The sequence below is a fragment of the Prosthecodimorpha hirschii genome, from assembly GCF_001305515.1.
GTDB classification, from domain to species: domain Bacteria; phylum Pseudomonadota; class Alphaproteobacteria; order Rhizobiales; family Ancalomicrobiaceae; genus Prosthecodimorpha; species Prosthecodimorpha hirschii.
This window is the reverse complement of sequence record NZ_LJYW01000001.1, coordinates 1432252-1456795: the sequence shown is the minus strand read 5'-3', so window position 1 is coordinate 1456795 and position 24544 is coordinate 1432252. Positions and strand designations below refer to the sequence as shown.

Here is a 24544-nt window from a genome sequence, read left to right as displayed (position 1 = left end):
GTAGCAAGCTTTAATCGACGTCCGAGAAAAGCATGGAACGAATTCGTCGCTTAAAGAGAACGTATCCCCGGCCACTTCGTATACTTGTGCGTCAAAAAAGTGCAGGCCTCATGACTTCGGTACTCCGTCGTCTCATTTAAATAGCGAGTGATTCGAATGTTTTCGTATGGCTCCGGATGAATTCGTATCTTCCGAAATTGATAGGGATGTTTTGGTATCTCTGCAATGCGCTATGAGGAATCAATGATTCTGAAAACTGTACAGGCTGGTCGTGCTATTGCGGCTATATCCGTTGTCATTTTTCATACGGAGGTGGTCCTTCGCCTTGAAAAATATCTAGGAATCGCGGTCTTTCCGTTCGCCGAAGCTATGCATTTCGGAGTGAACTTTTTCTTTGTACTAAGCGGCTTCATTATAGCCACGACGCACTGGGGTGACCTGGGCAAGCCGAGGGCTATAGGAAAATTTTTACTGAGGCGCTTTTCGCGGATCTTTCCGCCACTCTGGATAGCACTTGCCCTGTCTGCATCGCTCTCCGTGGCGCTGGGGAAAAGTCATCCCACTTTTGTGGAATGGATATTGGCAATTACGGCCTTTCCGATACATGTTGAGGAGCCTTTGCTCGCTGTTGAGTGGACGTTGCGCCACGAAGTTCTATTCTATATACTCTATGCCGTGGCGATTTGGAGGCCGCTGTTCGGCGCTATCGGCATGTTGATCTGGGTTATCGTGCCTTTTGTCTTCATCTTTCCCGATCAGAAGAATACTATTTCAGTTGTTATATCGCCCTATAATGCACTTTTTCTGTTCGGTGTATTGGCCGCGTTCCGCTGTCGATACAAGGCTATGGGTAGGATCGGCGCAATCATGACGTTCGTGGCTGGCGTTGCGCTTTTCGTCTTCGCTTGGTTCGGAGAACTCTTCCTTTTTGGAGGGACATATGCGCTCGGGACGCTGCTCTATGGCATTGCCAGCACGCTCATTCTTGTTGGGATGGTTCAGGCGGAGCGACTAGCGATCATGAATGCGCACCACGTGCTAACTTGGCTTGGAGACGCTTCGTACTCTATATATCTGGTCCATTTCCTGGCTGTTTCAGCTGCTGCAAAGATATTTTCGCCACTAGCGATAAATAAAGTGGTATCAGTTGAGATAGTTTTTGCATTAGTGGTGATTGTGTCTGTTGCATTCGGTATAGTTTTTTATATTATATTTGAAAAATATCTTATACGTTGGATGAAGAATCAAATTTATCCATGAGAAAAACTACAAGAAATCGACATCATCCGAAAATTTGGGCATTAATAACTGTCGGGGGGCGTTGGAGGTCGATCTCGTGCGCAGCAGATGGGAGCTGGCTTTTACACACTGGAGAGGTCCATTGGCAAAGGGTCGGTCCCGCCTCGTGCCATTCACGGGATTTGGATTCCGGCGTGCAGACCATCTCGCTGTTTGAACCATACAGGCACCTCGAAAAGACCTACCCACTCTCGCCGCCGCCCTCCAGACGGCTGTCGGCGTCTGATATGAGACGACGGAACCGCGATCGGTTCGGAGCGTACGCGGCAGTTCTCGTGTCCGCTTTGCACTTTCTCGAGCTTAGCGCCTCATCGCTGCCAGACGCATAATATCCACCTCCTGCACATACCTCGCCACCACGTTCGCCGACTTCCACCCGCCGCACTTCATGATCGGCAAGAGCCCCATGCCGGCGGCCATCATGTCTTGGGCGGCGCCGACGCGCATGGAGTGGCCGGAGAGGGCTTCGGCCTCGGCTGGGGACAGTCCGGCGGCGAGAGCGCGTTGCTTCAGGATGCGGCCAACGGAGTGGGGGTGCAGGGCGCTCGGGCCGGCGCCGTTCCAGAGGATGCGGCGGAAGATCCAGCCTTCGTGGATGGCTGCAGCCTCCAGCCAAGCGTCGAGGAGTGCGGCGCTGCGTTTGGAGATGTAGCCCTCGCGGCCGTTGCCGAAGGGATCGTTCTTGGCGCGGCGGACGATGGCGAGCATGGCTCCGTCGGGCAGCCGCTTCAGGTCTTCGATGCGCAGGGCGACCAGTTCGGATCGGCGGCACAGCGTGTCGTAGCCGATGGCGACCAGCGCCCGGTCACGGAACCCGGCGAGGTCGTCGGCGCAGGCGGCGATGAGTTGGTCGCGGCGCTCGGCGGTCAGGCCGAGAGCCTGCGCGGGCCGACGGTGGCGACAGCGCTCGGCTCTGCGCAGCGCGATGCGAACCTCCTCGTCCTCGGTCGGGGTGGGCAACTTGAACAAACGGTGAATCTTGGCAATCGAGACGAGGCGTCGTCGCAGCGTGCTGGGTGCTGCGGTCGGGGACGCACTGTCGAGGAAGGCCGCGATGGTCGCCGGCGCTGCCGGCAGGGCGGCAAGGTCGTTCGAGCGGCACCACGCTTCGAAAATGCGGAAGTCCGCCCTGTAGCTGCGCAGGGTGTTTTCGGAGTAGGCTCCGTCGAGACGATGAAGCGTTGCCATCCAGTCCTTGGTGGTCTCGCTGGAAGGTGCAGAATGGTGCAGCATATACAGAATGGCCCATATGGTGTTTATAATTGCACCATATGGGCAATATGAGTGGAGGTCAATGATCACCGCTGCGCAAATTCGGGCTTCTCGGGCCGCCCTGCGATTGTCGGCTCAAGGCTTGGCCGACATGTCCGACGTCGCTTTGAGGACCATCAAACGCCTCGAGACATTCGACGGTATCCCGCCGAGCCATACCTCGACGCTCGCGGCGATCAAGTCGGCGCTTGAGCGCGCGGGCATCGAGTTCATCGGCAGTCCCGACGATCGCCCGGGCATTCGCCTGAAGACGATCAAGCCCTCCGAAGACAAGCTGTGACCATCGGTTCGATCTGAACCGAGGACTTCCGGTAGCCCTTTGGTTTCCGAGATCCGGCGATAACGGTTCTCCGTAGCGGACCGCAGCTTTCCCTGTTTGCCCTGCAGGACGGAGTCGGAAGGTTTCACCAATATTTCAACGCGTTGGCAGCGAGCTGCACGCATTTTTCGAAACCGCTTCGGCCAGAAGGCCTCTGCTATCTCCCTGCCATCAGGGTCCTCGATCGGCCGGGCCGTATGTCGTGGTGCCACGAGTGAAGCCATCAGGCTGCGGCCGATCGCGCCGCGAGACGATCGCCCGCGCAACTCGCACAGGCGCCTGCCGTCTCAACCAATCCCGCGAAATCCCGGCAATTCCCGCCTGATCCCGGCTACGTCCGCCGCTATCGCACGCACGATTGTCTGCATTATCGCGCTTCGCTTTCAGAGTTTAACCATGAGGCTGTTGAAGTATCGGTTTCGCGGACGGCTTTGAGCGGCGCCCATCGCCGTTTGGGGCGGTGAACGCGAAATCAAGGCTGCCGTTGTCCGGGAGGTCCGCAGCAGCGGCGGCGTGCTGGCCGGATCAGGCGATGTCCGCGTCTTCGAGCGAAGGTGACGGCGGGCGTCGCGGACCGAACGGCGGGTTCCTGCGCGGGAGGGCGCAACTGGTCGACGGCATCGCCCCGCCCTCCACCCATGCACGGCGTACCTGACAGGCCCTCGGCATGCCGGCGGGTCATGGACTGGACGCGGCGGCCCGATGCCTTATGGTCGTTGGCTTCCTGTCGGTCTGGATCCCGTTGGCATGATGGCGTATCTCTGGATTCTATTCACGATCGTCGCCTCGGGCGGCCAGACGTTGCGCAATGCCTTGCAGCGCGACCTGATCGCCGAAGTCGGCACGGTCGGGGCGACCCATGTCCGCTTCCTCTATGGGCTACCGTTCGGCTGCCTGTTCCTGCTGATCGTCTCGACCGCGAGCGGCACCGCGGTGCCGGTGCCGACCGGTGGATTCTGGCTCTGGACGCTCGGCGGGGCGCTGGCCCAGATCCTGGCGACCGGGCTGATGCTTCAGGCGATGAAGTCGAAATCCTTCCTGGTCACGATCGCCTATACCAAGACGGAACCGGTCCAGGTCGCCATTTTCGGGATCCTGTTCCTGTCGGAAGTGCCGAGCCCGATGCTCGCCGGCGCCATCGTGGTGGCGACCGCCGGGGTCATGATCATGAGCTGGCCCAAGGCGACGGCCGACGGGACGGCGCGCGACTGGACGCCCGCGATCCTCGGCACGGTGTCGGGCGGGCTGTTCGGGCTGGCCGCGGTCTGTTTCAAAGGTGGGATCCAATCGCTCGGCCTGCCGAATTTCCTGGTCGCCGCCTCGGCCACCCTCGCCGCCGGGCTCGGCCTGCAGACCCTGATCCTGACCGGCTATCTGATCGCCACGGATCGCGCCGCGCTGATCAAGCTGTTCCGCGCCTGGCGGCCTTCGGTCATGGCCGGCTTTCTCGGGGCCTTCGCGTCGCAATGCTGGTTCGCGGCCTTCGCGCTGGAACCTGTCGCCCATGTGCGCACGCTCGGCCTCGTCGAGATCCTGTTCTCGCTCGCCGTCTCGCACCGGCTGATGAGCCAGATCACCAGCCCGCGCGAAGGCTTCGGCATCGCCCTCCTGGTCGTCGGCGTCCTGGTGGTCTTGAACGCCTGAGCCTGCGCCTGTCCCTCAACCGACCCAGAGCCGGCGCCCGGCGAACCGCAGGCATCCCCCGAAACGGCAACGGCCGGATCTTTCGATCCGGCCGTTGAGCGTTGAGAACCTCTTGGTGGGCGGCAGCCCGGTCACGGTGCCAGGCGGATGCCCTCGGCTTCGGCCTGACCGACCAGCGCCCGGGCGTCCTCCGGCAGCAGGACCCGCTCGGCGACCATGGCCGAGGTGGCGGCGCGCATCGCGGCCACATAGGCGTCCTTGCTGGGGAAGCGTTCCTCGATCGAGAGGCGCGGATCGTGGGCGTCGTTCCGCTCCTGACGGGTGCGGGCAAAGGGGATGAAGCTGCCGTTGAAATTGCAGAAGCCATCCTCGAAGCGGCCGGCGCGGAACAGGTTCCAGGCCGTGTAGGTGCCGATCGGCACGCGCTGGAAGATCGAGCGCAGGCCGCCGATATCGCTGCCGTCCGCATCGGCCTGCGGCACCAGCACGCCGTAGCTGCGCGGCGAGGCGGTCGGCGGCTCGCGGGTGATCACCCCGGACTGCTCGCCGGCGCGGAAGTCCGGGCCGAAATCGAGCGCGTGCAGCGGGTTGCCCTGGCCGATGAAGCGCACGGCGGGGCGCTTGACGTTGCCGTAGGCGTTGGCCGGGATGGCCGGGAAGCGGACCTGATCGATCGCCACCAGGGTGCCGTCCGCGATGCGCGGCTTGATCGAATCCGGCGGCTCCACGCCGTCGCGGACCCAGCCGGTCAGCGCGGTCAAAAGCGCGCGCATGGAATAGGTGTGCGGGTTCGGGTTCGGCTGCTGCTGGCACAGTCCGAACGGCTCGGCGGTCGGCAGCGGCAGTCCGGCGGCGCCGTGTTGGGTCGAGGCGAAGATGAAGGTCCGCACCGAGGCCGGATCCGCCACGTCGCGGGTGCCCATCGGGTCGGTCAGGCCGAGCGACTGGCGGCCCTCCCAGACCTCGAGCGAGGTCGCGGTGTGGAACAGCTTCGGGCAGGTGCCGGTTTCCTGGCAGCGGTCGAGCAGGCCTTGCCGGCGGCCGGTGATCGGGTCGTGCATCCGGGCATACGAGAAGGGGAACTCGTAGGCCGGATAGAGATGGTCGACCTGCTGGCCCCAGGCGCGGCCGGGCTGCGAGAAGCGCACGTTGAGCGGCATCAGGCCGCCGCCGATATGCGGCATGGCGCCGTCGAAGACCTGGGATCCAGCTTCGTCGCGGTTGAAGCCGAGATAGAGGAACGAGCGGATGAGGCGGCCGGACTGCGAGGCGCCGATGACGATGGCGCGGTTGTCGGCCCGGTAGACCGGGTTTGCCGTCCCGGCATCGTCCTTGGCGGCGCGCTTGGCGAAGCTGCCGAAATCGCGGATCGCCGCATAGCCGAGACCCATCACGAGCGGGTCCTTGGCGCGATAGATCAGCTCGTAGAGGCGACCGGGCTGGAAGCCGGCCGGCAGGCAGATCTGCGTGTCGGACGGCTTCGCCTCGCCGCCATTGGGGCAGGCGCCGAAGGACCATTCCGTGTTGGGGATCGCGACGCGCGGTTCCTGCTCCTTGGCCCGGACGGTCAGGCTGGGCAGGAAGCCGTCGGCGAGCGGTTTGCGGTTGTCGGTCTCCACCGTCGGATAGCTGCGGTGGGTCATGGTCGTGAACCAGCCGCTCGACAGGTTCTGCACGAAGGTCGGCGCGGTCGGGGCGAATTCGGAGCGCACGACACCGGTCACGGGCGAGCCGTCCGGATGGCGCGCGACCGGCACGTCGAGCATCAGCCGGCCGGCGCCGGGCAGCATGTCGGCCTGCCAGCCCAGCCAGACCATCGAATAGCCCTGCTGCATCAGAAGCAGATCGCCGGGCTTCGCGAGCGCGTTGAGTTCGGCCTCGTTGCCGCCGGCGCCGACATGGAAGTAGTTGAAGGCGAGCTTGCGGCCGCGGTTCAGGACTTCGAGCAGCAGGATGCCGTTGCCCTTGCTGCGATCGGCCGGACGCAGGATGTCGATGTCGGTGACATATTCGACCAGGCCGCGGGCGTTGCGCGGCGCCAGGCCGATATCCTGGATGACCGCGTTGCCCGGTTCGAGCGGGTCGACCTCGCCATAGGCCTTGCCGGTCACCCGCTCATAGGCGCCGACCGAGCCGAAGCTCTTGCCGCCGAAGGCCGGTTCGACCTTGGCGATCTCGATGCGGGTGATTTTTGCCTCCGCCGCGCCCGGCGCGACGGCCGCAGCGCAAAGCGCGATTGCCGGAGCGGCCAATGCCGCCCGGGTCCATTCCGCCATGGATGCCTCCTCCTGACATCGGTGCGGCACCGCTTGTTGTGGTGCTCGCAGAGGTCGACAGCAGGCCATGGTGAGAATGCAAAGTCAATCGCCGTGTATACGTGGTGGCCCGTTCTGTGTTCGATGCAGACCTGCCCGGCGCGATCACGCCGGGCCGGCCGCCGGTTCGCGCTTCAGAAGACGGGCTACCTTCCGGGTCCAGCGACGGCCGTGCCGCTTCTCGACCGGTCTGGATGCCTTGCCGAATAGGCGCGTGCCGCCGTCGCGCCGGGCGATGTGCAGCGTGCGGGTATGGAATTCCTCGACACCCGGCCGATGGGCGATCGACAGCAGCGTGGTGCCCTCCAGCTCCTCCAGGAACAGCGACAGCATCGCGGTCTGGCTGTCGTCGTCGAGGGCGGAGGTCGCCTCGTCCATGAAGATCCATTTGGGCCGGTGCATCAGCACCCGCGCGAAGGCGACGCGCTGCTGCTGACCGAGCGACAGGGACTTGTCCCAGCGATCCTCCTGGTCGAGCCGGTCGATGAAGTCGCCGAGCTGGCAGCGCTCCATGGCGGCCGCGATCTCCTCGTCGGTGAAGCGATCCGGGCCGCTCGGGTAGCACAGCGCCTGACGCAGGGTGCCGAGCGGCATGTAGGGACGCTGCGGCATGAACATCTGGTCCTCGGCGGGCGGCACCTGGACGGTGCCGGACCCCCACGGCCAAAGCCCGGCGACGGCGCGGAACAGCGTGCTCTTGCCGGAGCCGGACTCGCCGGTGATCAGCACGCGCTCGCCCGGCGCGATCTCGGCGGTCATCTCGTCGATCACCGTCCGCCCATCGATCAGCGACAGCGCGACATCGTTGAAGACCAGCTTGCCGTCCGGATGCGTCTCGACCGTCAGGGTCTCCTGGCTGCCGATATCCTCCTCGAGGTCCTTCAGCGTGTCGCGGAAGATCGTGACGCGGGAGACGGCCGAACGCCAATCGGCGATGCGCGGGAACTGGTCGACGAAGTAGCGCAGCGCGGTCTGCACCTGCGTGAAGGCGCCGACCACCATCATCAGGCTGCCGAAGCTGAGGTCCCCGGCGAAGTAGCCGGGCGCAGCCGCGACCACCGGCACCACCATGGCGAGCCAGCCGTAGCCCGACGTGATCCAGGTCAGCCGCGACAGCGCGCCCGAGAGCCGCCGCATCGACGACAGCACCAGCCCGAGCGAACCGTCCAGGTTGCGCCGCTCGTCGGCCTCGCCGCCATGCAGCGCGACGCCTTCGGCATTCTCGCTGACCCGGACCAGCGCGAAGCGGAAATCGGCCTCGCGGGCGTAGCGCTCGGTGTTGAGGGCGATCAGCGGCCGGCCGACCAGCCAGGTCAGGCCGGAGCCGAGGCCGGCATAGAGGATGGCGACCCAGACCATATAGCCGGGGATCTGCCAGGTCTCGCCGCCGATCGAGAAGGTGACGTTGGTCGAGAGCCCCCAGAGAACGCCCGTGAAGGTGATCAGGAGCAGGGTCGACTGCAGCAGGCCGACGCCGAGTTCGGTCGTGAAATCGGCGAACAGGCGGGTGTCCTCCTGCAGACGCTGATCGGCCGCCGCGCCGCGCTCGCCGGCGAAACCGAGCCAATAGGCGTGGCGGGGCTTCAGCCAGCGATCCAGCAGCAGGGCGCTCAGGCGGGCGCGGATGCGCATCTTGAGCATCTCCTGCAGCCAGGTCTGGGCGACGACGAGGCACAAGAGGAGGCCGGCGATCCACAGGAAGGCGGTCAGTTGGGTCCAGAAGCCGGCCAGGTCCTTCTTCTGGATCGCGTCGAAGAACTGGCCGTTCCAGGTGTTCAGCCGTACCTGACCGACCATGTTGCCGATCAGGATCGCCACCAGGGCGGCCATCAGCACCAGGATGGCGGCGCCCTTGCCGTTGCCGACCATGTCCCGGATCAGAACGCCGAGTTGGACGAGCATCGGTCGCTCGACGCGCGGCGGCAGGGCCGCCTTGTCGTCTGCGGTCTCGACGGCAGGGGCGGATACGCCGGTATCGGTGCTGGTCATGTGGCCTCGCTTTCGCTTGCCATCAACGACCCGGAGCCGTTCGGAGTTCCTTGGTTTGCCGACTTTCCGCCGTCGGCGTGGGGCCGCCCGATCGCGCTGGCGCTTGGCGGCGATCGTCAGGGGTTGGTCGGGGCGGGCGGCCCCGTCGGCGCGGTCGTCAAGCCGCCTTCGGCTTGGCCGTCAGAAGCCGCCGCCGGTGCGGAAGCCGTCATTGCCGCCGGACGGGCCGTCAGTGCCGCCGCGCGGACCGTCGCTCCTGCCGCCGGGCATCGGGAAGCGCGGCCCGCCGCCGCCAGAGCCCCCGCCAGAGTCGGTGTGGCGCGGACGCGATGTGTAGCCCTCGGTCAGGACGCGCCAGAGGTCCGGGCTCGTCAGCACGCCGCCGATCAGGCCGCCGATCATCTCGCCGATGATGCGTTCGTTGCCGAAGGCGACCTGCGGCTGGTCCCAGCCGCGCCGGCGGAAATCCTCGCGCACGGTCTCCAGCTCGCCGCGGCGTCCGGCCATCTCCCGGGCGCGGGCCCGCGTCTCGGCGATCTCGGCATCGCATTTGCGGATCGCGGCGGCCAGCTCGGCGATGCGGCGGACGAGCCGGTCGTCCTGGGCGTCCGGGGTGCGGGCGGCGGCGGCCAACAGGTCGCGGATGTCGTCCTGGGCGAGTTCGCCGGCGATCAGGTCGAGCGCCTCGGCATAGCCGCCCTTGTCTGAGCCGCTGCGGGCCAGCGCGAGCTCCTGGTCGAGCGCGGCCAGATGATCGCGGGCGAGCTTGGCGGCGGCGGCGATGCGGTCGCGCACCGCGACGGCGGCCGCGCGGCGCTCGTCGAGCGGGCCGACGCCGGCGGCCTCCAGCTTGCTCCGTTCGACGGCGGCCAGCGCCGCACGCGCGGCCTCGACCTCGGCCTTGCGTCGTTCCGCATGCTCGCTCAGCCGGGCCGGAATCTCGATCAGCATGGCATAGTTCGGCCGGGCATCCTGGTAGCCGACCAAGGCCGCGACCTTGCGGTCGAAGAAGCGGGCGACATTGCCGGCCCGATAGGCCGACGTGCCGAAGCTGTTCCGCCAGAGATACATGAACAGCGGGTCGCCCTCGTAGGGCGCGCCCTTGGTGACGCGGTCCGCGGTCGCCGTTTCGGCCTTCTTGGCCGCCTCGTCGGCGATGCGCTCGGCCTCTGCGAGGCGGTCCCGCGCGCCCCTCCAGTCGGCGTCGCGCCCGCTGGCATCGGCCGTGCGCCGGGCGAGCGCGGCGATTTCGTCCTCGACCGCCTCGAGATCGGTCTCCGCGGCGCGCTGGTCGGCATCCAGGCGGGCGACCTCCGCGGTCGCCGCATCGCGCCGTGCGGCGAGATCGGCGAGCGCCTTGCGGGCGGTCTCCATCAGCTGAAGGGCGCGCCGTTCCGCCGAATCGAGCCGCGCATCCACCGCCTGGGCGGCGATCGCGTCGAGCCGCAGCCGGGCCAGCGCCCGGTAGGCGTCGGTCTGCTCGGAGCGCAGGCGCTGCGCCTCGGCGGTGGCGGAAGCCAGCACCGCATCCAGGCGGCCTTCGCCCGCGCGGGCCTCCGAGATGGCGCTGTCGAAGGCGGCGAGCGTATCGCGTCCGGAAATCATGGGGTCACCAGCCGGATGTGATGGTGCCGCCGAGGACCGTCACGGTCCAGGTCGGCTCCAGGGTGCCGCGGGTCTTCTGCCCGATCACCGCGTGTTGGATGATGCCGTCGTCGGCCTTGTCGCGGCGCACATCCTCGAACACCTGCGGGCTGACGCGGATGCCGAACCGGTCGACCACGGTGGTCTTCTGGTCCTCCTCGCTGGTGATCGGCAGCTTGAGCACCGACCCGTCCGGCGCCAGCGCCTCGACGATCAGATAGTAGTTGCGCCCGCCGGTCGCGCGCGGCACGCGCCAGATGCCGGATTGTTCGCCGGGGCGCGAGACGATGCGCAGGCTGTATTCGCGGCGCAAGTCGGCGAGCAGGGTCGTCATCGCGGCGACTGCCTGACGGGCCGCGGCGGCGTCCTTGCGCTCCAGCGCGCTGCGGCCGTCGGTCCGGATCGCGCCGGCGCGGCTGCGCGCCTCGGCGACCCGCGCCTCGGCCTGGACGGCCTGATAGGCCCGGTCGAGCTCGCCCGGCAGGGTCTGGGTGATCTCAATGCGGGCCTGTTCGGCGGCCCGTTCCGAGGCGCCGACCCAGAAATAGCTGTAGGCGCCCCAGCCGAGCGCCACCACCAGCGCGACGGTCCCGGCCTGGCGCAGGATGCGGCCGCGGTCGATCCAGATGAGCGCGAGCGAGCGCGCCAGCCCGGGCGGCGGCGGGGTATAGACGAAGCGCGCCGCGGCGAGCGAGCGCACGCCGTCGATCAGCACCCGGTCGGTGACCTCGATGCCCTGGCCGCGATAGATCTCGCGCAGGCGCTCGACCAGTTGGCTTTCGCGCGCCTCCTGGTCGAGCTCGCGCGCCACCAGGGCATCCTGATGGCGCAGCGTGTCGACGACATCCATCGCCATCATGATGTCGTCGAGCTTGGCCTCCTGCGCCGGGGCAGGCGCAGGACCGGTTCCGGCCGGGAGGGAGGGCGGTGCCGCCGCGGCCGCCGGGCTTGCGTCAGACATTGAAGCTCTGCTGGCCTTCCGCGATCAGCTGGGCGATGCGGCGCTTGCCGTCCTCCACGGCATCGCGGATTTCGGCGGAGTTCTGGGTCGACAGCTTGCGCATCTCGTCGATGATCACGGTCGACTTCTCCTGGAAGTTGACGATCGAGTCGACCAGTTTCTTGACCGCGTCGGCGCGCACCGTCGGGCCGTAGCCGGCCTTGACCGCTTCCTCCTGGATCTTGCCGCCTATCTCGGCCAGCACCTCGATCGACTTGGAGACGCCCTCCTTCATGGCATTCAGGCTCTCGGTCGATTCGTGCAGGCCGAACATGCCCGTGAACGAGGCCTTCAGCGCGGTGAGGACCGAATCGTTGGTCGAGAAGAAGCTGACCGCCTGCTGGTAGACGCGCTCCTTGGCGTTGGTCGTCTGCATCAGACGCGCCATGATGACCTCGGAGGTGTTGTAGCCGATGGTCAGATTGTCGGAGAGGTCCTTGGCGATCTGATAGCGCTTGTCCTCGTCCTGGGTGCGGCGCAGCTCCTCGTCGCGGATCAGTTCGAGCTTGGCCTTCTCGGAGATGTCGCCGGCGAATTCGGCCACCACCTTCGAGGCGGCATCGAGCTTCGCCTTGGCGGCGGCAAGGCGCTCCTCGGCCTTCTTCAGGATTTCGAGCGCCATCACGTCGGACTGCTTCAGCGCGCCGCGGAAGTCCCGATAGGCTTCCAGGATGATCGCCTCGCGCTCGATTTGGTTGCGGGTCTCCTTGGTGACCTCGAGATAGATGGCGCGGATCTTGTCGAAGCGGTCGGCGATGTCGCCGCGCGACAGCTTCATCCAGACATTGGTGGCCCGCTCGAAGACGTTGATCTTGCCGTCCGAGATCTGGTCGACCATCGATTTCGCGTCGTCGCGGATCGAGTTGAAGCCCTCGGTGATCTGCTTGTAGCGCTCGCCGACGGTCATGCCGGCGACCTGCTCGCGCACGACCTCGTTGAAGACCGAGTTCTGGCCGAGCGTGCGCGCGATGACGACGATCTTGTCCTTGTCGAGGTCGGCGATCTTCTCCAGGAGCGCGACCACCGGGGCATCCTCGGTGCGGCTCGGCGCGACGCCCATCTTCTTCAGTCCGCTGACGGCGCGGTCGAGATACTGCATCGGGGTCTTCACGACGACATCGGACACGAGTTCAACTCCCTTTCGCGAGGGCGCCAACCGGCGCGCGCGGTGTCATGTAGTGCTGAACGATGGATACTCCAGGGCCATGGCGGCGGGAAGACGCGTCGAATGCGCATGGGAAAAGGGGTGGCCCGGCGGACCGCCCCTCGCATCGGATGTCGTCAGGACCGGTCGCGCCGGTCAGCGCTTCAGGGCCGCTCGACCCTTCAGGGCTGCTCAGCCCCTCAGGGCCAGTCAGCCCTTCAAGGCTGCGGCGTGCTCGGCGATCCAGGCCTCCAGCGTGCGCGGCTTGTGAGCGGTGATGAGCGCCACATAGTTGGTCGTCGCCGCCGTCCAGCCCTCACGCACGGGATAGAAGATCGAGGCCAGGAAGGCCGCGTAGCCGGGCGTGACGCCGGCGCCGGTCAGCATGGCGATGAAGGCCTCGTCGGTCGACGCCTTATAAGCGACGGGCCGGCCGATCGCGGTCGAGATCAGCGCCGCGGCCTCCGCGTAGCCGATCGCGCGCGGACCCGACAGCGGATAGGCGGCGCCGTCATGGGCGGAGGTGGTCAGCACGGCGGCGGCCACATCGGCGATGTCGCGGGTGTCGATGAAGGCGCTCTGGCCGTCGCCCGCCGGTACGGCGATCGCGCCGGCCTGGACGCCATGGCCCCAGAAGGTCAGGAAATTGTCCTGGAACCAGTTCGGCCGCAGGATGACATAGGGCGTGCCGGACTTGATCAGGAACAGCTCGACCTGCCGGTAGGGGATCTCGTCGACGGCATCGACGCCCCAGGCGGTCATCAGCACGACCTTGACCTTGCGCTCCGCCGCGGCCGCAATGATCGGCTTCAGCGCGGCGATCACGTCCTCGGTGCCGGTCGGGGCCAGCACGAAGGCGCGGTCGACGCCGTCGAGGGCGGCCGCGAAGGTGGCCGGATTGCCGTAGTCGAAGGCGACGCCTTCCGCGCCGCCAACGGCCTGACCGCCGCGCGAGGCGGCCTTGACGCTCTCGCCCTTGGCGACCAGCACCGCGACCAGAGACTTGCCGATGGTGCCGGTGGCGCCGAGGACCAGGATTTTCCCGCTCATTGCATTCCCCTTGATATGGTTTCGATTGGAAACCAAGTGTCGATGGACTATGCAGATAGCGAGATCGCATCTTGCTGTGAAGAACGCACTTTTCGGTTACGTGGTCACCTTGCGGTAACCGCCCGACCGCCGGAGGTCCCGCGATGGACTATGCCTACGATGTCTACAAGAAGAACTGCCCGACCCGGCTGGTGCTGGACCGCCTCGCCGACAAATGGGCGCTGCTGATCTTGATCCGGCTCGGCGAGAAGCCGATCCGCTTCAATCAATTGCGCCGGGAGATCGAGGGCGTCTCGCAGAAGGTCCTGTCGGAGACGCTGCGCAGCCTGGAGCGCGACGGCCTGATCGGTCGCGCCGTCTTCCCGACCGTGCCGGTGACGGTCGAATATTCGATTCTCCCCCTTGGCCGGACTCTGGTCGATACCGCGCAGGCGCTGACCCGCTGGGCGGAAGCCAATGTCGAATCGATCCTCGCCGCACAGGCCGCCTACGACGCCCGCACCGGCGCGGCGGCGTGAAGGGGCGCGCGACGCCGGTCCCGGGGCACGGAACCGGCTCCAGGGCGCTGGTCGGGTGATGGACCGGGAGTTCGACCGGTGTGCGATCGTCTGCGGGGCCGACCTGGAGCCCGATCGTCCGGAGCCCGTGATTTACTCGGCGGCGGCGCGGGGGGCCTGGCGCAGCCAGGGGCGGCCGGCGAGCGGCTTCGCGGCGGCGTCGGCGGCCGGCTGGTAGAAGAACGGCACCAGCGGCAGGCGGCCCTCGGCGAGCGCCTGTCGGGTCGGTTCGTTGACCACCTCGAAGGCGGTGAAGCCGGAGCGCTGCATGAACGGCACGAGGTCGATCAGCACGTCGCCGGTCGCCCGCAATTCGCCGGCGTAACCGTGCCGCTCGCGCAGGATGCGGGCATGCGAGAAGCCGCGGCCGTCGTTGAATTTCGGGAAGCGGACGACGATCACGGGGAAGCGGTCGAGATCGGCGGCGATGTCGTCGAACGTGTCGGCAGGCTCGACGAGCAGGCCGACGACCGCGTTGGAGGCGGCGAGCGCGTCGCGTTCGGCAAGATAGCGCGCCTTGCCGATGACGACGCCGCCGGCGGCCGGCAGCGGGGCGTCGGCGGCGAGGACCGGCCAGTCCTGGGCCTGGAAGCGGCCGTCCCGGAATACATCGCTCATGCCCGTCCCCTCAGATACCGCTGCCATCGGCCTCGAGGCCGAAATGGATACCGCATTCGATCTTCTCTGTCCCGCGCCAGCGCCCGGCGCGGTCGTCCTCGCCCTCGGCCACGCGGCTCGTGCACGGCATGCAGCCGACCGAGCGGTAGCCCTGCTCGACCAGCGGATGCGGCGGCAGGTCGTGGGCCGCCGCATAGGCGGCGAGATCGGCCGGCATCCAGGCGGCGAGCGGATTGACCTTGACCCGGGCGGCTTCGGTCTCGAAGACCGGGATCGTCGCGCGGGTCGCGGCCTGGAAGCGCTTGCGGCCCGAGATCCAGGCGTCGAACCCGTCGATGCCGACGGCCAGCGGCTCGACCTTGCGGATCTTGCAGCAGAGATCGGGATTGCCGGCCCACAGGATGCCGTCCGGATCGGCGGCGACGAGCCGTGCCGGATCGGGCGTCAGGGTGCGCACGTCGGTCAGGCCGAGCCGCGCGACCAGGCGGTCGCGGTAGCGCAGCGTCTCGCCGAACAGCTTGTCGGTGTCGACGAACAGGATCGGCGTGTGGCGGTCGACCTGGGCGACCAGGTGCAGCATCACCGCCGCCTCGGTGCCGAAGGAGGAGACCAGCGCGATCCGCCCGGGAAAGAGGGTGTGGATCGCGATGTCGAGGAGCGCCGCGGTCGGCAGGCCGCCATAGAGCGCGTCGAGCGCGGCGGCGTCGGGCAGCAGCGTCGCACCCGCGACGCCGGCATCCGCCAGATTGAGGTCAGGCCGCCCCATAGAGCGCCTCCTTGAAGGGCTGCAGGCCGAGCCGGCGATAGGCCTCCAGGAAGGTCTCGTCGGCCGACTGGCGCCGGGCGATATAGGTGTCGACGACGGTCTCGATGGCGTCGACGACCTCGGCGGTCGAGAAGCCGCGGCCGGTGATGTCGCCGATCGACGCGGTCTCGTCGGCGGAGCCGCCGAGCGTCAGCTGGTAGAATTCCTCGCCCTTGCGGTCGACGCCGAGGATGCCGATGTGGCCGACATGGTGGTGCCCGCAGGCATTGATGCAGCCGGAGATCTTGATCTGCAGCGGGCCGATCTCGGCCTGCCGGTCGGGCGCGCCGAGCCGCTCGGAGATGCGCTGCGCCACCGGGATGGAGCGCGCATTGGCGAGGCTGCAATAGTCGAGGCCCGGGCAGGCGATGATGTCGGAGGCCAGCCCGACATTGGCGGTGGCGAGATCGGCGGCGACGAGGCCGTCATAGACCGCCTTCAGCGCGTCGCGCCGGACATGGGCCAGGATCAGGTTCTGCACATGGCTGACCCGGATCTCGCCGAAGGCGTGCCGATCGGCGAGATCGGCGACCGCCTCCATCTGCTCGGAGGTGGCGTCGCCCGGAATGCCGCCGACCGGCTTCAGCGAGACGGTCACCGAGGCATAGCCGGGCTGCTTGTGCGGGTGCACGTTGGCGCGGACCCAGGCGCGGAAGGCCGGATCGGCCGCCTCGGCGGCGGCCTGCGCGGCGCTCTCCGCCGGCAGGGTCTCGAACACCGGCGGGGCGAAATAGGCGGCGATCCGCTCGATGTCGCCATGCGGCAGCTTGAGCGCGCCGTCGCGGATGCGCTCGAACTCCTCCTCGACCTGCTCGCGCACGGTCTCCAGGCCCGCCTCGTGCATCAGGATCTTGATGCGCGCCTTGTACTTGTTGTCGCGCCGGCCATAGAGGTTGTAGACGCGCAGGATCGCCTCGCAATAGGCGAGCAGGTCCTCCTCGGGCAGAAAATCGCGCAGGTGCCAGGCCGTGAACGGCGTGCGGCCGAGGCCGCCGCCGATGAACACCTCGAAGCCGATCCGACCGGCTTCGTCGCGGACGATCTGCAGGCCGATATCGTGCACCCGGATCGCCGCCCGGTCATGCGCGGCGCCCGAGATGGCGACCTTGAACTTGCGCGGCAGGAACGAGAATTCCGGATGCAGGCTCGACCACTGGCGCAGGATCTCGGCATAGGGGCGCGGGTCGGCGATCTCGTCGGCGGCGGCGCCGGCGAACTGGTCCGCAGTCACGTTGCGGATGCAGTTGCCTGAGGTCTGGATCGCGTGCATCTCGACCGCGGCGAGCTCGGTCAGGATATCCGGGATGTCCTTCAGCGCCGGCCAGTTGAACTGCAGGTTCTGGCGCGTGGTGAAATGGCCGAAGCCGCGATCGTATTTGCGGCCGATCGCCGCCAGCGTGCGCAGCTGGTGCGAATTGAGCGTGCCGTACGGGATCGCGATGCGCAGCATGTAGGCGTGCAGCTGCAGATAGACGCCGTTCATCAGGCGCAGCGGACGGAACTGCTCCTCGGTCAGCTCGCCGGCCATGCGGCGCTGGACCTGGTCGCGGAACTGGTCGACGCGGGCCTGGACGAACTGCTGGTCGAATTCATCGTAACGGTACATGGCGGCGATCCTGTCGTCAGGCGATCTGGGGCCGGATGTCGGCATTGCGGGCGGCGGCGGGACGTTCGCCCGCATAGGCGCCGGCAATCGTCGGCCCCTCGGCGCGGATGCGCTCGCGCAGCGATTTCGGCACGATCCGGCCGCCGGTCACCTCGACCTCGACCGCATAGGGCTCGACGACGTTCAGTTCGCTGACGGCGGGGTTGGACTTGGCCAGCGCGGCCTCGACGGACGCCTTGTCGTCGGCGACGGCGGCGCGGTTCACGTCCTCGTCCCAGACCGAATCCGCGGTCAGCCAGACGACGCGGCCGTCGGTGAGGCGGTTGGCGGTGATGACCTGACTGGGCACGGGCGGGGACCTTTCGAGCGGTGCGGATCGCGCTGGATCCTGGTCCCGTTGATATACGCGCCGCAGCAAATCCCGGCGCCGTCAGGAATTCCTTTTTCTTTTCCAAGTCTAGAAAATCATTTCGGTCGATCGCCCGGATGCGCCAAGCCATTCGGGCGCCGTCGGCCGCGGACAAACGCAAACCGGCGCGAGATCAGGTCGATCGTCGCGCCGGGCGGGCCTTTCGTGGAATGAATTTGCGCCGTCCGCCCGCAGCGGGGCCGGCCCGATCGCGCCCGCAGGATCGAAATGCTACCGCGGGCGCGAAACGGGAAAGGCCTATTTCAGCGCCTGCAGGACGGAGACATAGTTGGCGACGGCGGCGCCGCCCATGTTGAAGATGCCGGCGAGTTCGGCTCCGGGGATCTGCATGCCGCCGGCCTGGCCGGTCAGCTGCATCGACGTCATGACATGCATCGAGACGCCGGTGGCGCCGATCGGATGGCCCTTCGACTTCAGGCCGCCCGACGGGTTGACCGGCAGCTTGCCCTCCTTGGTGGTCCAGCCTTCGAGGATGGCGCGCGCGCCTTGGCCTTCGGGCACGAGGCCCATCGCCTCGTACTCGATCAGCTCGGCGACCGTGAAGCAGTCATGCGTCTCGACGAAATCGAGATCCGACAGCGAGACGCCGGCGGCGGCCAGCGCCTTGCCCCAGGCGACCGAGCAGCCCTCGAATTTCAGGATGTCGCGCTTCGACATCGGCAGGAAGTCCTGCGCATGGGCGAGGCCGCGGAAGGCGACCGCCTTCTTCATGCCGAGCGCGGTGGTCATGTCGGTCAGAACCAGCGCGGCGGCGCCGTCGGAGACGAGCGAGCAGTCGGTCCGCTTCAGCGGCCCGGCGACGAAGGGATTCTTATCGCTCTCGGCGCGGCAGAAGTCGAAGCCCAGATCCTTGCGCATCTGCGCATAGGGGTTGGCGACACCGTTCTGGTGGTTCTTGGCCGCGATCGCGGCGAGCGCATCGGACTGGTCGCCCCAGCGCTGGAAATAACCCTCGGCGATCTGGCCGAACACGCCGGCAAAGCCGCCCTGCGTGGCGCCGTCCTCGGGCAGGTAGGAGGCCTTGAGCAGGATGTTGCCGATCTCCGGTCCGGGCAGCCGGGTCATCTGCTCGACGCCGACGACGAGCACGAAGCGCGCCGCGCCGGCCCGGATCGCCTTGACGCCCTGGTGGACGGCGGCGGAGCCGGTCGCGCAGGCATTCTCGACCCGGGTCGCCGGCTTGAAGCGGAAGGCGTCGTCGGCCTGCAGCACGAGCGAGGCGGTGAAGTCCTGCGCCGAGAAGCCGGCGTTGAAATGGCCGAGCACGATCTCGTCGATGTCGCCGGGCTCCAGGCCCGCATCGGCGATCGCCTGGGTGGCGACGCGGCCGATCAGGCCCTCGACGGTCTCGGCATCCTGCTTCCCGAACGGCGTATGGGCCCAGCCCACGATGGCGGCGGTCATGGTCGTCTCCTCAGCGATTTTCTTCGTCGCGATGCAGCATAGCGGTCGCCAATGCGACACGGAACAGGCCCGAACGGCGGACCGGCTCTGCGCCGGCGGGGGAGCCCTCGACCGGCCGCAGGCCCATGCCGGTCAGAAGGCCAACCGGAGGGTGCCGCCGTCGACCGGGATGGTGACGCCGTTGACGTAGGATGCCGGGCCCGAGGCCAGGAAGGCGATCACGGCGGCGGCCTCGTCGGGTTCGCCGAAGCGGCCGGCCGGGATGTTCTGCGCGATGAAGGCCGCGCGCGCCTCTTCGGTCGGGTGCAGCCGGTCCATGATCTGCGGGCTCTTGATCCGGCCGGGGGCGACGCAGTTGACCGTCACGCCCTGGGCGGCGAAGCGCGCGGCCATCGACTTCGACCAGCTCTCCAGCGCCGCCTTGGCGGGCGAGGCGGCATTGACCGCCTTGATGATCAGCGCACCGGAGACGTTGACGACGCGGCCCCAGTTGCGGGCGGCCATCAGGGGCGCGAGGCGATGGGTCAGGCGGCGGGCGGCGTCGAAGTTGAGCGCGAAGGCCTCCTCCCAGGCCGCCTCGTCGTCGAGAGCGGCGAGCGGACGCGAGCCGCCGGCATTGTTGACCAGGATGTCGACCTTGCCGAAGGTGCCGATGGCCTTGTCGGCGAGAAGGCCGGCGGTTTCGGCCTGCGCGAGATCGCCGGTGAGGATCAGCGGCCGCCGGGCGCCGTCCCGGCCGAGCGTCTCGGACAGGTCCTCGAGCGCGGCGACGTTGCGTCCGGCAACCGCCAGCCGGGCACCCGCCCGGCCGAGCATCAGGGCCGTCGCCCGGCCGATGCCGGTGGTCGCGCCGGTGACCAGGGCGACCCGGCCGTCGATCTGCAAGTCCATGGTTTCGGTCTCCTCAGCGCCGCCGCGGCAGCGGTTCAGTCCCGCGCCGGCCGCGCGTCGCGTGCGAACAGATAGACGGCGAGCGCCGCCGTCAGGGCGACCGCGAAGCCGCCGAACAGGATGGCGAAGGTCGCGGCAGGCGCGGCGCCGGCGGCCGCGAAATGTCCGACCAGCGCCCCCGATACCGGCTGCAGCAGGCCCGCGCCGCCGATCATGCAGGCATTCATCAGGCTGAGGCCGCGGCCGAGCACATGTTCGGGCAGGAAGGCGCGGGCATGGGCCATGACCACCCCGTAGGTCATGCCGAAGCCGCCGATGACCGCAAAGGCGATCGTGGCGCCGACGACGCCGACCTGCGGGTTGAGCGCCAGCAGCGCGAGCGCCGCGACGGTCACCGCCGAGCCGGCCGCCACCACCCATTTGCGCGTGCCGAACAGGCGGTCGAGCGGCCCGTAGACGAAGCTGCCGAGGATCATGGCGAAGCCCATGACCATCACGGCATTGCCGCGATCGAGCGGGCCGAGACCATGCACCTCCGCGAAATAGGGGCCGATCCAGAGGCCGCGCACCGCCGCCAGGATCGGATAGGAGGTCAGCGCGAGCGGGATCATCGGCCAGAGCTCGCGGATGCGCAGCACCTCGCCCATGGCGAAGGGGTTTCCGGTCGCCTTGGCGGCCCCGGCCGGGGGCGGGGGATCGCGCAGCAGAAGGGCGACCGCGGCGGCGCCAACGAAGGTCAGCACTGCGACCGACAGCATCGCATGGCGCCAGCCGATCGCCGCGACCGTGGCGGCGAAGGGCGTCGCCGCGAAGATGTTGCCGAGCGAGCCGACGCCGACGATGGCCGACGACAGGGTCGCGAAGCGCGCCGCGCCGGCCGTCCGGCCGATCACGAACAGCGCGCCCATGAACACCGGCGCGCAGCCGATGCCGATCAGCGCCATGCCGACGACCGGATGCCAGGGCCGGGCGGCGAAGCCGAACAGGGCGCTGCCGGCGACGGCGGCCAGCATCAAGACCGACACGGTCACGCGCGGGCCGATCCGATCGAAGGCCATGCCGATCGGCACCTGCGCCAGCGCGAAGGCGGCGAAGAAGGCGCCGGAGACGAGGCCGAGATCGGCCGGATCGAGGCCGATGTCGCGCGCCAGTTCGGGCGCGATCACGGCCAGGAAGGCACGAAAGAACTGGCTGAGCAGATAGGCGGCGACCAGAACCGCGTAGGTGACGACCAAGGCGAACTCCCGGGGCGCGCGGGTCGCCGCGCCAGGTCCGGACGGACCCTTCGCGGCGGCGCTGCCCTGTCATGGCTGGCTTCAAGCGGGGTCCGGCCCGCACGGCCCGTCCGGATCATCGCGACCGCGGCAGGGTTGCCCAAGATACGGGCAAATGGCCGCCTGACCAGTCGCCGCCGCGCCGGGCCGCCCCGCCTGCCCGGCAGGGCTCCGGGCCGGATCGGTCGGGTTCGGGGTCCGACGGGCGGGGCTCGGCGCGGGATCGGGCGTCGTTTGCGGCATTTTCGATACGCTGCCGCGTCGCCGCGCCGGTCGCGACGCTTGCGGTTTTGCCCGCGGACCCGCTTGCGATAGGAAGGGGGTTCGAACTGGCCGGAGTCCCCCCATGTCCCAGCGCTTCCGAATCCTCGGCCGATCCACGGTCTATAGCGGCTTCACCACGCTCGAGGTGGCCGATCTGGAAGTGACGTTCCAGTCGGGCGAGGTGCGCCGGATTCGCCGGGAAATCGAGACCCATGGCTCCGGAGCGGCGATCCTGCCCTTCGACCCGGTCCGCCGCGTCGCCGTGATGGTGCGCCAGCTGCGCGTGCCGATCGCCGTGGCGGGCGAGGACGACGCCTATCCGCTGGAGGCGATCGCCGGCCTGCTCGATGTCGAGGGGGAGGGACCGGAAGCGACCGCCCGGCGCGAGGCCGAGGAGGAAGCGGGCCTGTCGGTGTTCGACATGATCCCGGTCGCGGCGACCTACTCGACCCCGGGCATCTCGACCGAGAAGCTGCATCTGTTCCTGGCCGAGATCGATATCCACCAAGCCCGCACCAGCGCCGGCGGCGGCGCGGCGGAGGAACACGAGGACATCGAGGTCGTCGTCATCCCGCTGGGCGAACTCGCCGGCCTCGCCGACCGGGGCGAGCTTCAGGATCTGAAGACCTTCGCGCTGGTCCAGTCGCTGCGCATCGCCCGCCCGGCCCTGTTCGCCGACATCGAGTGACTGTCATTGCGCCTGAAACGGAACGGCCTGCCCGATGGGGGCAGGCCGAAGTCGTGCGCGTCGTCTGACCACACACACCGGGATCCGGGTCCGACCGTCAGCGGACGTAGCGGATGCTCGGATGGTAGGGGTTGGCGTGCCAGTGGCACCGGATCTCGCGGTGAAACGGCCCTTCGCCCGGATAGGCGTGGAAATGGCAGTTGTCGCCGTTGTTCGGCTGCGCCGGCCGGGCATAGACCCGCGGCGGCGGCCGGTAGGGCGGGATCGCCCCGGGCGGCGCATAACCGGGCGGGCCATAATAATAGGGGCTGCCGAACCCGTAAGGATAGTAGGACCGCCGGTAACGGTAGGTGGTGACGGTATCCTCGTCGTCGTCGTCATAGACCGGCGATCCGGGCGCGGGCCGGCGTTCGGCCGTGCGCGGTGCCGAGCCGTAGGGCGAGCCGCCATAGGGGGCGGCGCCGGCGCGCGGATCGATCGGGTAGCCGTCCGGGCCGACGCGGCGGGTGCCGGCATCGCCCGGCAGGCCGTCGGCGCGCCCGGCAGCCGTGGTTCGGCGATCGTGGGCGGTCGGATCGCGGCGGCTGGCTTCGGTCGTCTTGCGGGTCGCCGGCTTGCCGGCCGTCTTGCGCTCGACCGGCTTGGCATCCTCCGGCCGTCGGATCGGCTCGGGCGTCGTGGTGGTCGCCGCCGTGTCGGCCTCCGGTCGCGCCGGCCCGGCCGGGACGATCTGGTTGGCCTTGGCATCATCGGTCCGGGCGGGGCCGGGCACGCGTTCGGGGGCCGGGCGGGCCGTCGCGGGACCCGCGGTGTCGGGACGGGGCGGGGTGCCGGCCGTCTCGGTCTCCGGTTTCGGCTTCGGTTCGCCGGCCGGAACGGCCGCCTTGCCGGAAGTCGGGCTCTGGTCGCCGCCCTTGGACAGGTCGATCACGCGCACGCCGGATGCATCGCCGGAGGGTGTCGCGGTCCCCGCCGCCCCCCCAGACGCCGCGCCTGCCGGCGGCGTCCCGACCTGCTGGCCGCCGCTGGTCTCCTGGCGTTTCGGGTCCGGACGCGGGCCTTCGCCGCGCGGCGTGCCCTTGCCGGAAATATAGGGCAGGCTGCCGCCGGACGTGCTCGGCCCGGACGCCTCCTGCGCCATGGCGGTCGCCGCGGCGAGGGAGCCGGCGAGAAGAGTGGAGGCAAGCAGCAGGCTTTGTGCGCGACGCATGACGGATCCCGGACGCTGGTTTAGGCGCCTCCGTGCCGAGGCGCCAACCAGGAAGGTGGAAGCGGATGTGGGCGACACGGTGACTGCGCGATGACGCGCTCCGGACCCCAACGCGGCACTGTCCGGGCGGTTCCGCCCCGGACGGCCCGGTCACCATCGCCGATGCGCCGTCAATTTTCCGTTGCCGCAAGGGGTGCCTGCTCCCGTCGGCCGCAGGCCGCGGCGACGGTGCCCCTCCCGGTGGCCGGTGGACATGCTAGAGGAGGGGCGGCCGGGGCCGGGCGGCCGGCACCGCGACGCAGGCGCTCCGCGAGGGCGCGGATCAAGGGGGAAGGAACCATGCGGCTCAAGGACAAGATCGCGATCGTGACCGGCGCGGCCTCCGGCTTCGGCCGCGGCATCGCCGAGCGCTTCGCTGCGGAGGGCGCCCGGGTGGTGGTCGCCGACATCAACGAGGATGGCGCGAAGGCGGTCGCGGCGGCGATCGGCGGCGGCGCCGTAGCGGTCGCCTGCGACGTGGCCCGCCGCGCCGACGTGGAGGCCATGGTGGCCGCCGCCGAGCGGCTCGGTGGCCTCGACATCGTCGTCAACAATGCCGGCGCGACCCATCGCAACGGCCCGATGCTCGACGTGACCGAGGAGATGTTCGACCGCATCTTCGCCGTCAACGTGAAGTCGGTCTTCCTGGCCGCGCGGGCTTCGATCCCGGTCATGCAGACGCGCGGCGGCGGCGTGATCATCAACACCGCCTCGACCGCCGGCCTGCGGCCGCGGCCCGGCCTGACCTGGTACAATGCCTCCAAGGGCGCCGTGATCACCGCGACCAAGTCGATGGCGGTCGAACTGGCGCCGATGAAGATCCGCGTCAACTGCCTCTGCCCGGTCGCCGGCGAGACCGCCATGCTGGCCGACTTCATGGGCACCGACACGCCCGAGATGCGCGCGAAATTCGTCGCCTCGATCCCGCTCGGCCGCCTGTCGACCCCGCGCGACATCGCCAATGCGGCCCTGTTCCTGGCCAGCGACGAGGCCGATTTCCTGACCGGCGTCGCGCTCGAGGTCGATGGCGGCCGCTGCATCTGAGCGCCGGCCGGGACGCCCCCATCCCTTCGGCCGAAAGC

Annotated in this window: 21 protein-coding genes; 6 read left to right on the top strand and 15 right to left on the bottom strand. The window is 68.3% G+C overall.

Annotated features, from left to right (window positions below):
• Positions 1–243 precede the first annotated feature (243 nt).
• Positions 244–1260, top strand: coding sequence for an acyltransferase family protein (locus ABB55_RS28735; protein WP_160321177.1), 1017 nt, complete (start codon positions 244–246; stop codon positions 1258–1260).
• Between the two features lie 339 nt (positions 1261–1599).
• Here the strand turns inward: ABB55_RS28735 and ABB55_RS06245 are convergent, their stop codons facing one another.
• Complete coding sequence (locus tag ABB55_RS06245; RefSeq protein WP_083463397.1) at positions 1600–2532, bottom strand: site-specific integrase; 933 nt, start codon at positions 2530–2532, stop codon at positions 1600–1602.
• Between the two features lie 61 nt (positions 2533–2593).
• On the opposite strand from ABB55_RS06245, the gene ABB55_RS06240 reads away from it, so the two are divergent.
• Together ABB55_RS06240 and ABB55_RS06235 are read left to right on the top strand one after the other, a co-directional pair.
• Positions 2594–2851 (top strand): hypothetical protein, encoded by a 258-nt coding sequence (locus ABB55_RS06240; protein ID WP_054358039.1) that lies wholly within the window; start codon positions 2594–2596, stop codon positions 2849–2851.
• A gap of 786 nt (positions 2852–3637) precedes the next feature.
• Positions 3638–4534, top strand: coding sequence for an EamA family transporter (locus ABB55_RS06235; RefSeq protein WP_054358038.1), 897 nt, complete (start codon positions 3638–3640; stop codon positions 4532–4534).
• A 131-nt stretch (positions 4535–4665) separates the two neighbouring features.
• Here the strand turns inward: ABB55_RS06235 and ABB55_RS06230 are convergent, their stop codons facing one another.
• From ABB55_RS06230 to ABB55_RS06205, 6 genes are all read right to left on the bottom strand, one after another.
• Positions 4666–6810 carry an alpha/beta hydrolase domain-containing protein gene (locus tag ABB55_RS06230; RefSeq protein WP_054358037.1) on the bottom strand — a complete coding sequence of 715 codons (2145 nt, stop codon included), beginning with the start codon at positions 6808–6810 and terminating at the stop codon, positions 4666–4668.
• Positions 6811–6954: 144 nt separating this feature from the next.
• Positions 6955–8838: an ABC transporter ATP-binding protein/permease gene (locus ABB55_RS06225; protein WP_054358036.1), complete on the bottom strand. Its 1884-nt coding sequence runs from the start codon at positions 8836–8838 to the stop codon at positions 6955–6957.
• 180 nt (positions 8839–9018) lie between these two features.
• Positions 9019–10443, bottom strand: coding sequence for a coiled-coil domain-containing protein (locus ABB55_RS06220; protein ID WP_054358035.1), 1425 nt, complete (start codon positions 10441–10443; stop codon positions 9019–9021).
• Positions 10444–10447: 4 nt separating this feature from the next.
• Positions 10448–11443, bottom strand: a complete 996-nt coding sequence (locus ABB55_RS06215) for a DUF6384 family protein (protein WP_244471980.1) — start codon at positions 11441–11443, stop codon at positions 10448–10450.
• Positions 11436–12608, bottom strand: coding sequence for a cell surface protein (locus tag ABB55_RS06210; protein ID WP_200912006.1), 1173 nt, complete (start codon positions 12606–12608; stop codon positions 11436–11438). Before ABB55_RS06210 ends, ABB55_RS06215 begins: the two co-directional genes overlap by 8 nt.
• Before the next feature lie 228 nt (positions 12609–12836).
• On the bottom strand, positions 12837–13676 hold the full coding sequence (locus ABB55_RS06205) for an SDR family oxidoreductase (RefSeq protein ID WP_054358034.1): 840 nt from the start codon (positions 13674–13676) through the stop codon (positions 12837–12839).
• Positions 13677–13819: 143 nt separating this feature from the next.
• On the opposite strand from ABB55_RS06205, the gene ABB55_RS06200 reads away from it, so the two are divergent.
• On the top strand, positions 13820–14194 hold the full coding sequence (locus ABB55_RS06200; RefSeq protein WP_054358033.1) for a winged helix-turn-helix transcriptional regulator: 375 nt from the start codon (positions 13820–13822) through the stop codon (positions 14192–14194).
• A gap of 132 nt (positions 14195–14326) precedes the next feature.
• On the opposite strand, the gene ABB55_RS06195 is transcribed toward ABB55_RS06200, so the two are convergent.
• From ABB55_RS06195 to ABB55_RS06165, 7 genes are all read right to left on the bottom strand, one after another.
• Complete coding sequence (locus ABB55_RS06195) at positions 14327–14851, bottom strand: DUF934 domain-containing protein (RefSeq protein ID WP_054358032.1); 525 nt, start codon at positions 14849–14851, stop codon at positions 14327–14329.
• Positions 14852–14861: 10 nt separating this feature from the next.
• The gene (locus ABB55_RS06190) at positions 14862–15617 is read right to left on the bottom strand and encodes a phosphoadenylyl-sulfate reductase (RefSeq protein WP_054358031.1); all 756 of its coding nucleotides are present in this window, start codon (positions 15615–15617) and stop codon (positions 14862–14864) included.
• Positions 15604–17262 (bottom strand): nitrite/sulfite reductase, encoded by a 1659-nt coding sequence (locus tag ABB55_RS06185; protein WP_054358030.1) that lies wholly within the window; start codon positions 17260–17262, stop codon positions 15604–15606. Before ABB55_RS06185 ends, ABB55_RS06190 begins: the two co-directional genes overlap by 14 nt.
• A gap of 16 nt (positions 17263–17278) precedes the next feature.
• On the bottom strand, positions 17279–17611 hold the full coding sequence (locus ABB55_RS06180) for a DUF2849 domain-containing protein (protein ID WP_083463396.1): 333 nt from the start codon (positions 17609–17611) through the stop codon (positions 17279–17281).
• Between the two features lie 318 nt (positions 17612–17929).
• Positions 17930–19096, bottom strand: coding sequence for an acetyl-CoA acetyltransferase (locus ABB55_RS06175; RefSeq protein WP_054358029.1), 1167 nt, complete (start codon positions 19094–19096; stop codon positions 17930–17932).
• Positions 19097–19228: 132 nt separating this feature from the next.
• Entirely contained in the window at positions 19229–19987 is a 759-nt protein-coding gene (locus ABB55_RS06170; RefSeq protein WP_054358028.1) for an SDR family NAD(P)-dependent oxidoreductase, read from the bottom strand.
• A gap of 35 nt (positions 19988–20022) precedes the next feature.
• Positions 20023–21222 carry an MFS transporter gene (locus ABB55_RS06165; protein ID WP_054358027.1) on the bottom strand — a complete coding sequence of 400 codons (1200 nt, stop codon included), beginning with the start codon at positions 21220–21222 and terminating at the stop codon, positions 20023–20025.
• Positions 21223–21607: 385 nt separating this feature from the next.
• Between ABB55_RS06165 and ABB55_RS06160 the strand changes: the two genes are divergently transcribed.
• Positions 21608–22213 carry an NUDIX domain-containing protein gene (locus ABB55_RS06160; RefSeq protein ID WP_054358026.1) on the top strand — a complete coding sequence of 202 codons (606 nt, stop codon included), beginning with the start codon at positions 21608–21610 and terminating at the stop codon, positions 22211–22213.
• A gap of 97 nt (positions 22214–22310) precedes the next feature.
• Here the strand turns inward: ABB55_RS06160 and ABB55_RS31115 are convergent, their stop codons facing one another.
• Complete coding sequence (locus ABB55_RS31115; protein WP_054358025.1) at positions 22311–23423, bottom strand: hypothetical protein; 1113 nt, start codon at positions 23421–23423, stop codon at positions 22311–22313.
• A 339-nt stretch (positions 23424–23762) separates the two neighbouring features.
• On the opposite strand from ABB55_RS31115, the gene ABB55_RS06150 reads away from it, so the two are divergent.
• Complete coding sequence (locus ABB55_RS06150; RefSeq protein ID WP_054358024.1) at positions 23763–24506, top strand: glucose 1-dehydrogenase; 744 nt, start codon at positions 23763–23765, stop codon at positions 24504–24506.
• Positions 24507–24544 lie beyond the last annotated feature (38 nt).

Bases quoted from the DNA above. Each gene is read 5' to 3' on its own strand.
- ABB55_RS06245 (WP_083463397.1), bottom strand. From the start codon at position 2,532: ATGCTGCACCATTCTGCACCTTCCAGCGAGACCACCAAGGACTGGATG.
- ABB55_RS06200 (WP_054358033.1), top strand. From the start codon at position 13,820: ATGGACTATGCCTACGATGTCTACAAGAAGAACTGCCCGACCCGGCTG.
- ABB55_RS06235 (WP_054358038.1), top strand. From the start codon at position 3,638: ATGATGGCGTATCTCTGGATTCTATTCACGATCGTCGCCTCGGGCGGC.
- ABB55_RS06185 (WP_054358030.1), bottom strand. From the start codon at position 17,262: ATGTACCGTTACGATGAATTCGACCAGCAGTTCGTCCAGGCCCGCGTC.
- ABB55_RS06190 (WP_054358031.1), bottom strand. From the start codon at position 15,617: ATGGGGCGGCCTGACCTCAATCTGGCGGATGCCGGCGTCGCGGGTGCG.
- ABB55_RS06160 (WP_054358026.1), top strand. From the start codon at position 21,608: ATGTCCCAGCGCTTCCGAATCCTCGGCCGATCCACGGTCTATAGCGGC.
- ABB55_RS06170 (WP_054358028.1), bottom strand. From the start codon at position 19,987: ATGGACTTGCAGATCGACGGCCGGGTCGCCCTGGTCACCGGCGCGACC.
- ABB55_RS06220 (WP_054358035.1), bottom strand. From the start codon at position 10,443: ATGATTTCCGGACGCGATACGCTCGCCGCCTTCGACAGCGCCATCTCG.
- ABB55_RS06150 (WP_054358024.1), top strand. From the start codon at position 23,763: ATGCGGCTCAAGGACAAGATCGCGATCGTGACCGGCGCGGCCTCCGGC.
- ABB55_RS06205 (WP_054358034.1), bottom strand. From the start codon at position 13,676: ATGAGCGGGAAAATCCTGGTCCTCGGCGCCACCGGCACCATCGGCAAG.
- ABB55_RS06230 (WP_054358037.1), bottom strand. From the start codon at position 6,810: ATGGCGGAATGGACCCGGGCGGCATTGGCCGCTCCGGCAATCGCGCTT.
- ABB55_RS06175 (WP_054358029.1), bottom strand. From the start codon at position 19,096: ATGACCGCCGCCATCGTGGGCTGGGCCCATACGCCGTTCGGGAAGCAG.
- ABB55_RS06215 (WP_244471980.1), bottom strand. From the start codon at position 11,443: ATGTCTGACGCAAGCCCGGCGGCCGCGGCGGCACCGCCCTCCCTCCCG.
- ABB55_RS06195 (WP_054358032.1), bottom strand. From the start codon at position 14,851: ATGAGCGATGTATTCCGGGACGGCCGCTTCCAGGCCCAGGACTGGCCG.
- ABB55_RS31115 (WP_054358025.1), bottom strand. From the start codon at position 23,423: ATGCGTCGCGCACAAAGCCTGCTGCTTGCCTCCACTCTTCTCGCCGGC.
- ABB55_RS28735 (WP_160321177.1), top strand. From the start codon at position 244: ATGATTCTGAAAACTGTACAGGCTGGTCGTGCTATTGCGGCTATATCC.
- ABB55_RS06225 (WP_054358036.1), bottom strand. From the start codon at position 8,838: ATGACCAGCACCGATACCGGCGTATCCGCCCCTGCCGTCGAGACCGCA.
- ABB55_RS06240 (WP_054358039.1), top strand. From the start codon at position 2,594: ATGATCACCGCTGCGCAAATTCGGGCTTCTCGGGCCGCCCTGCGATTG.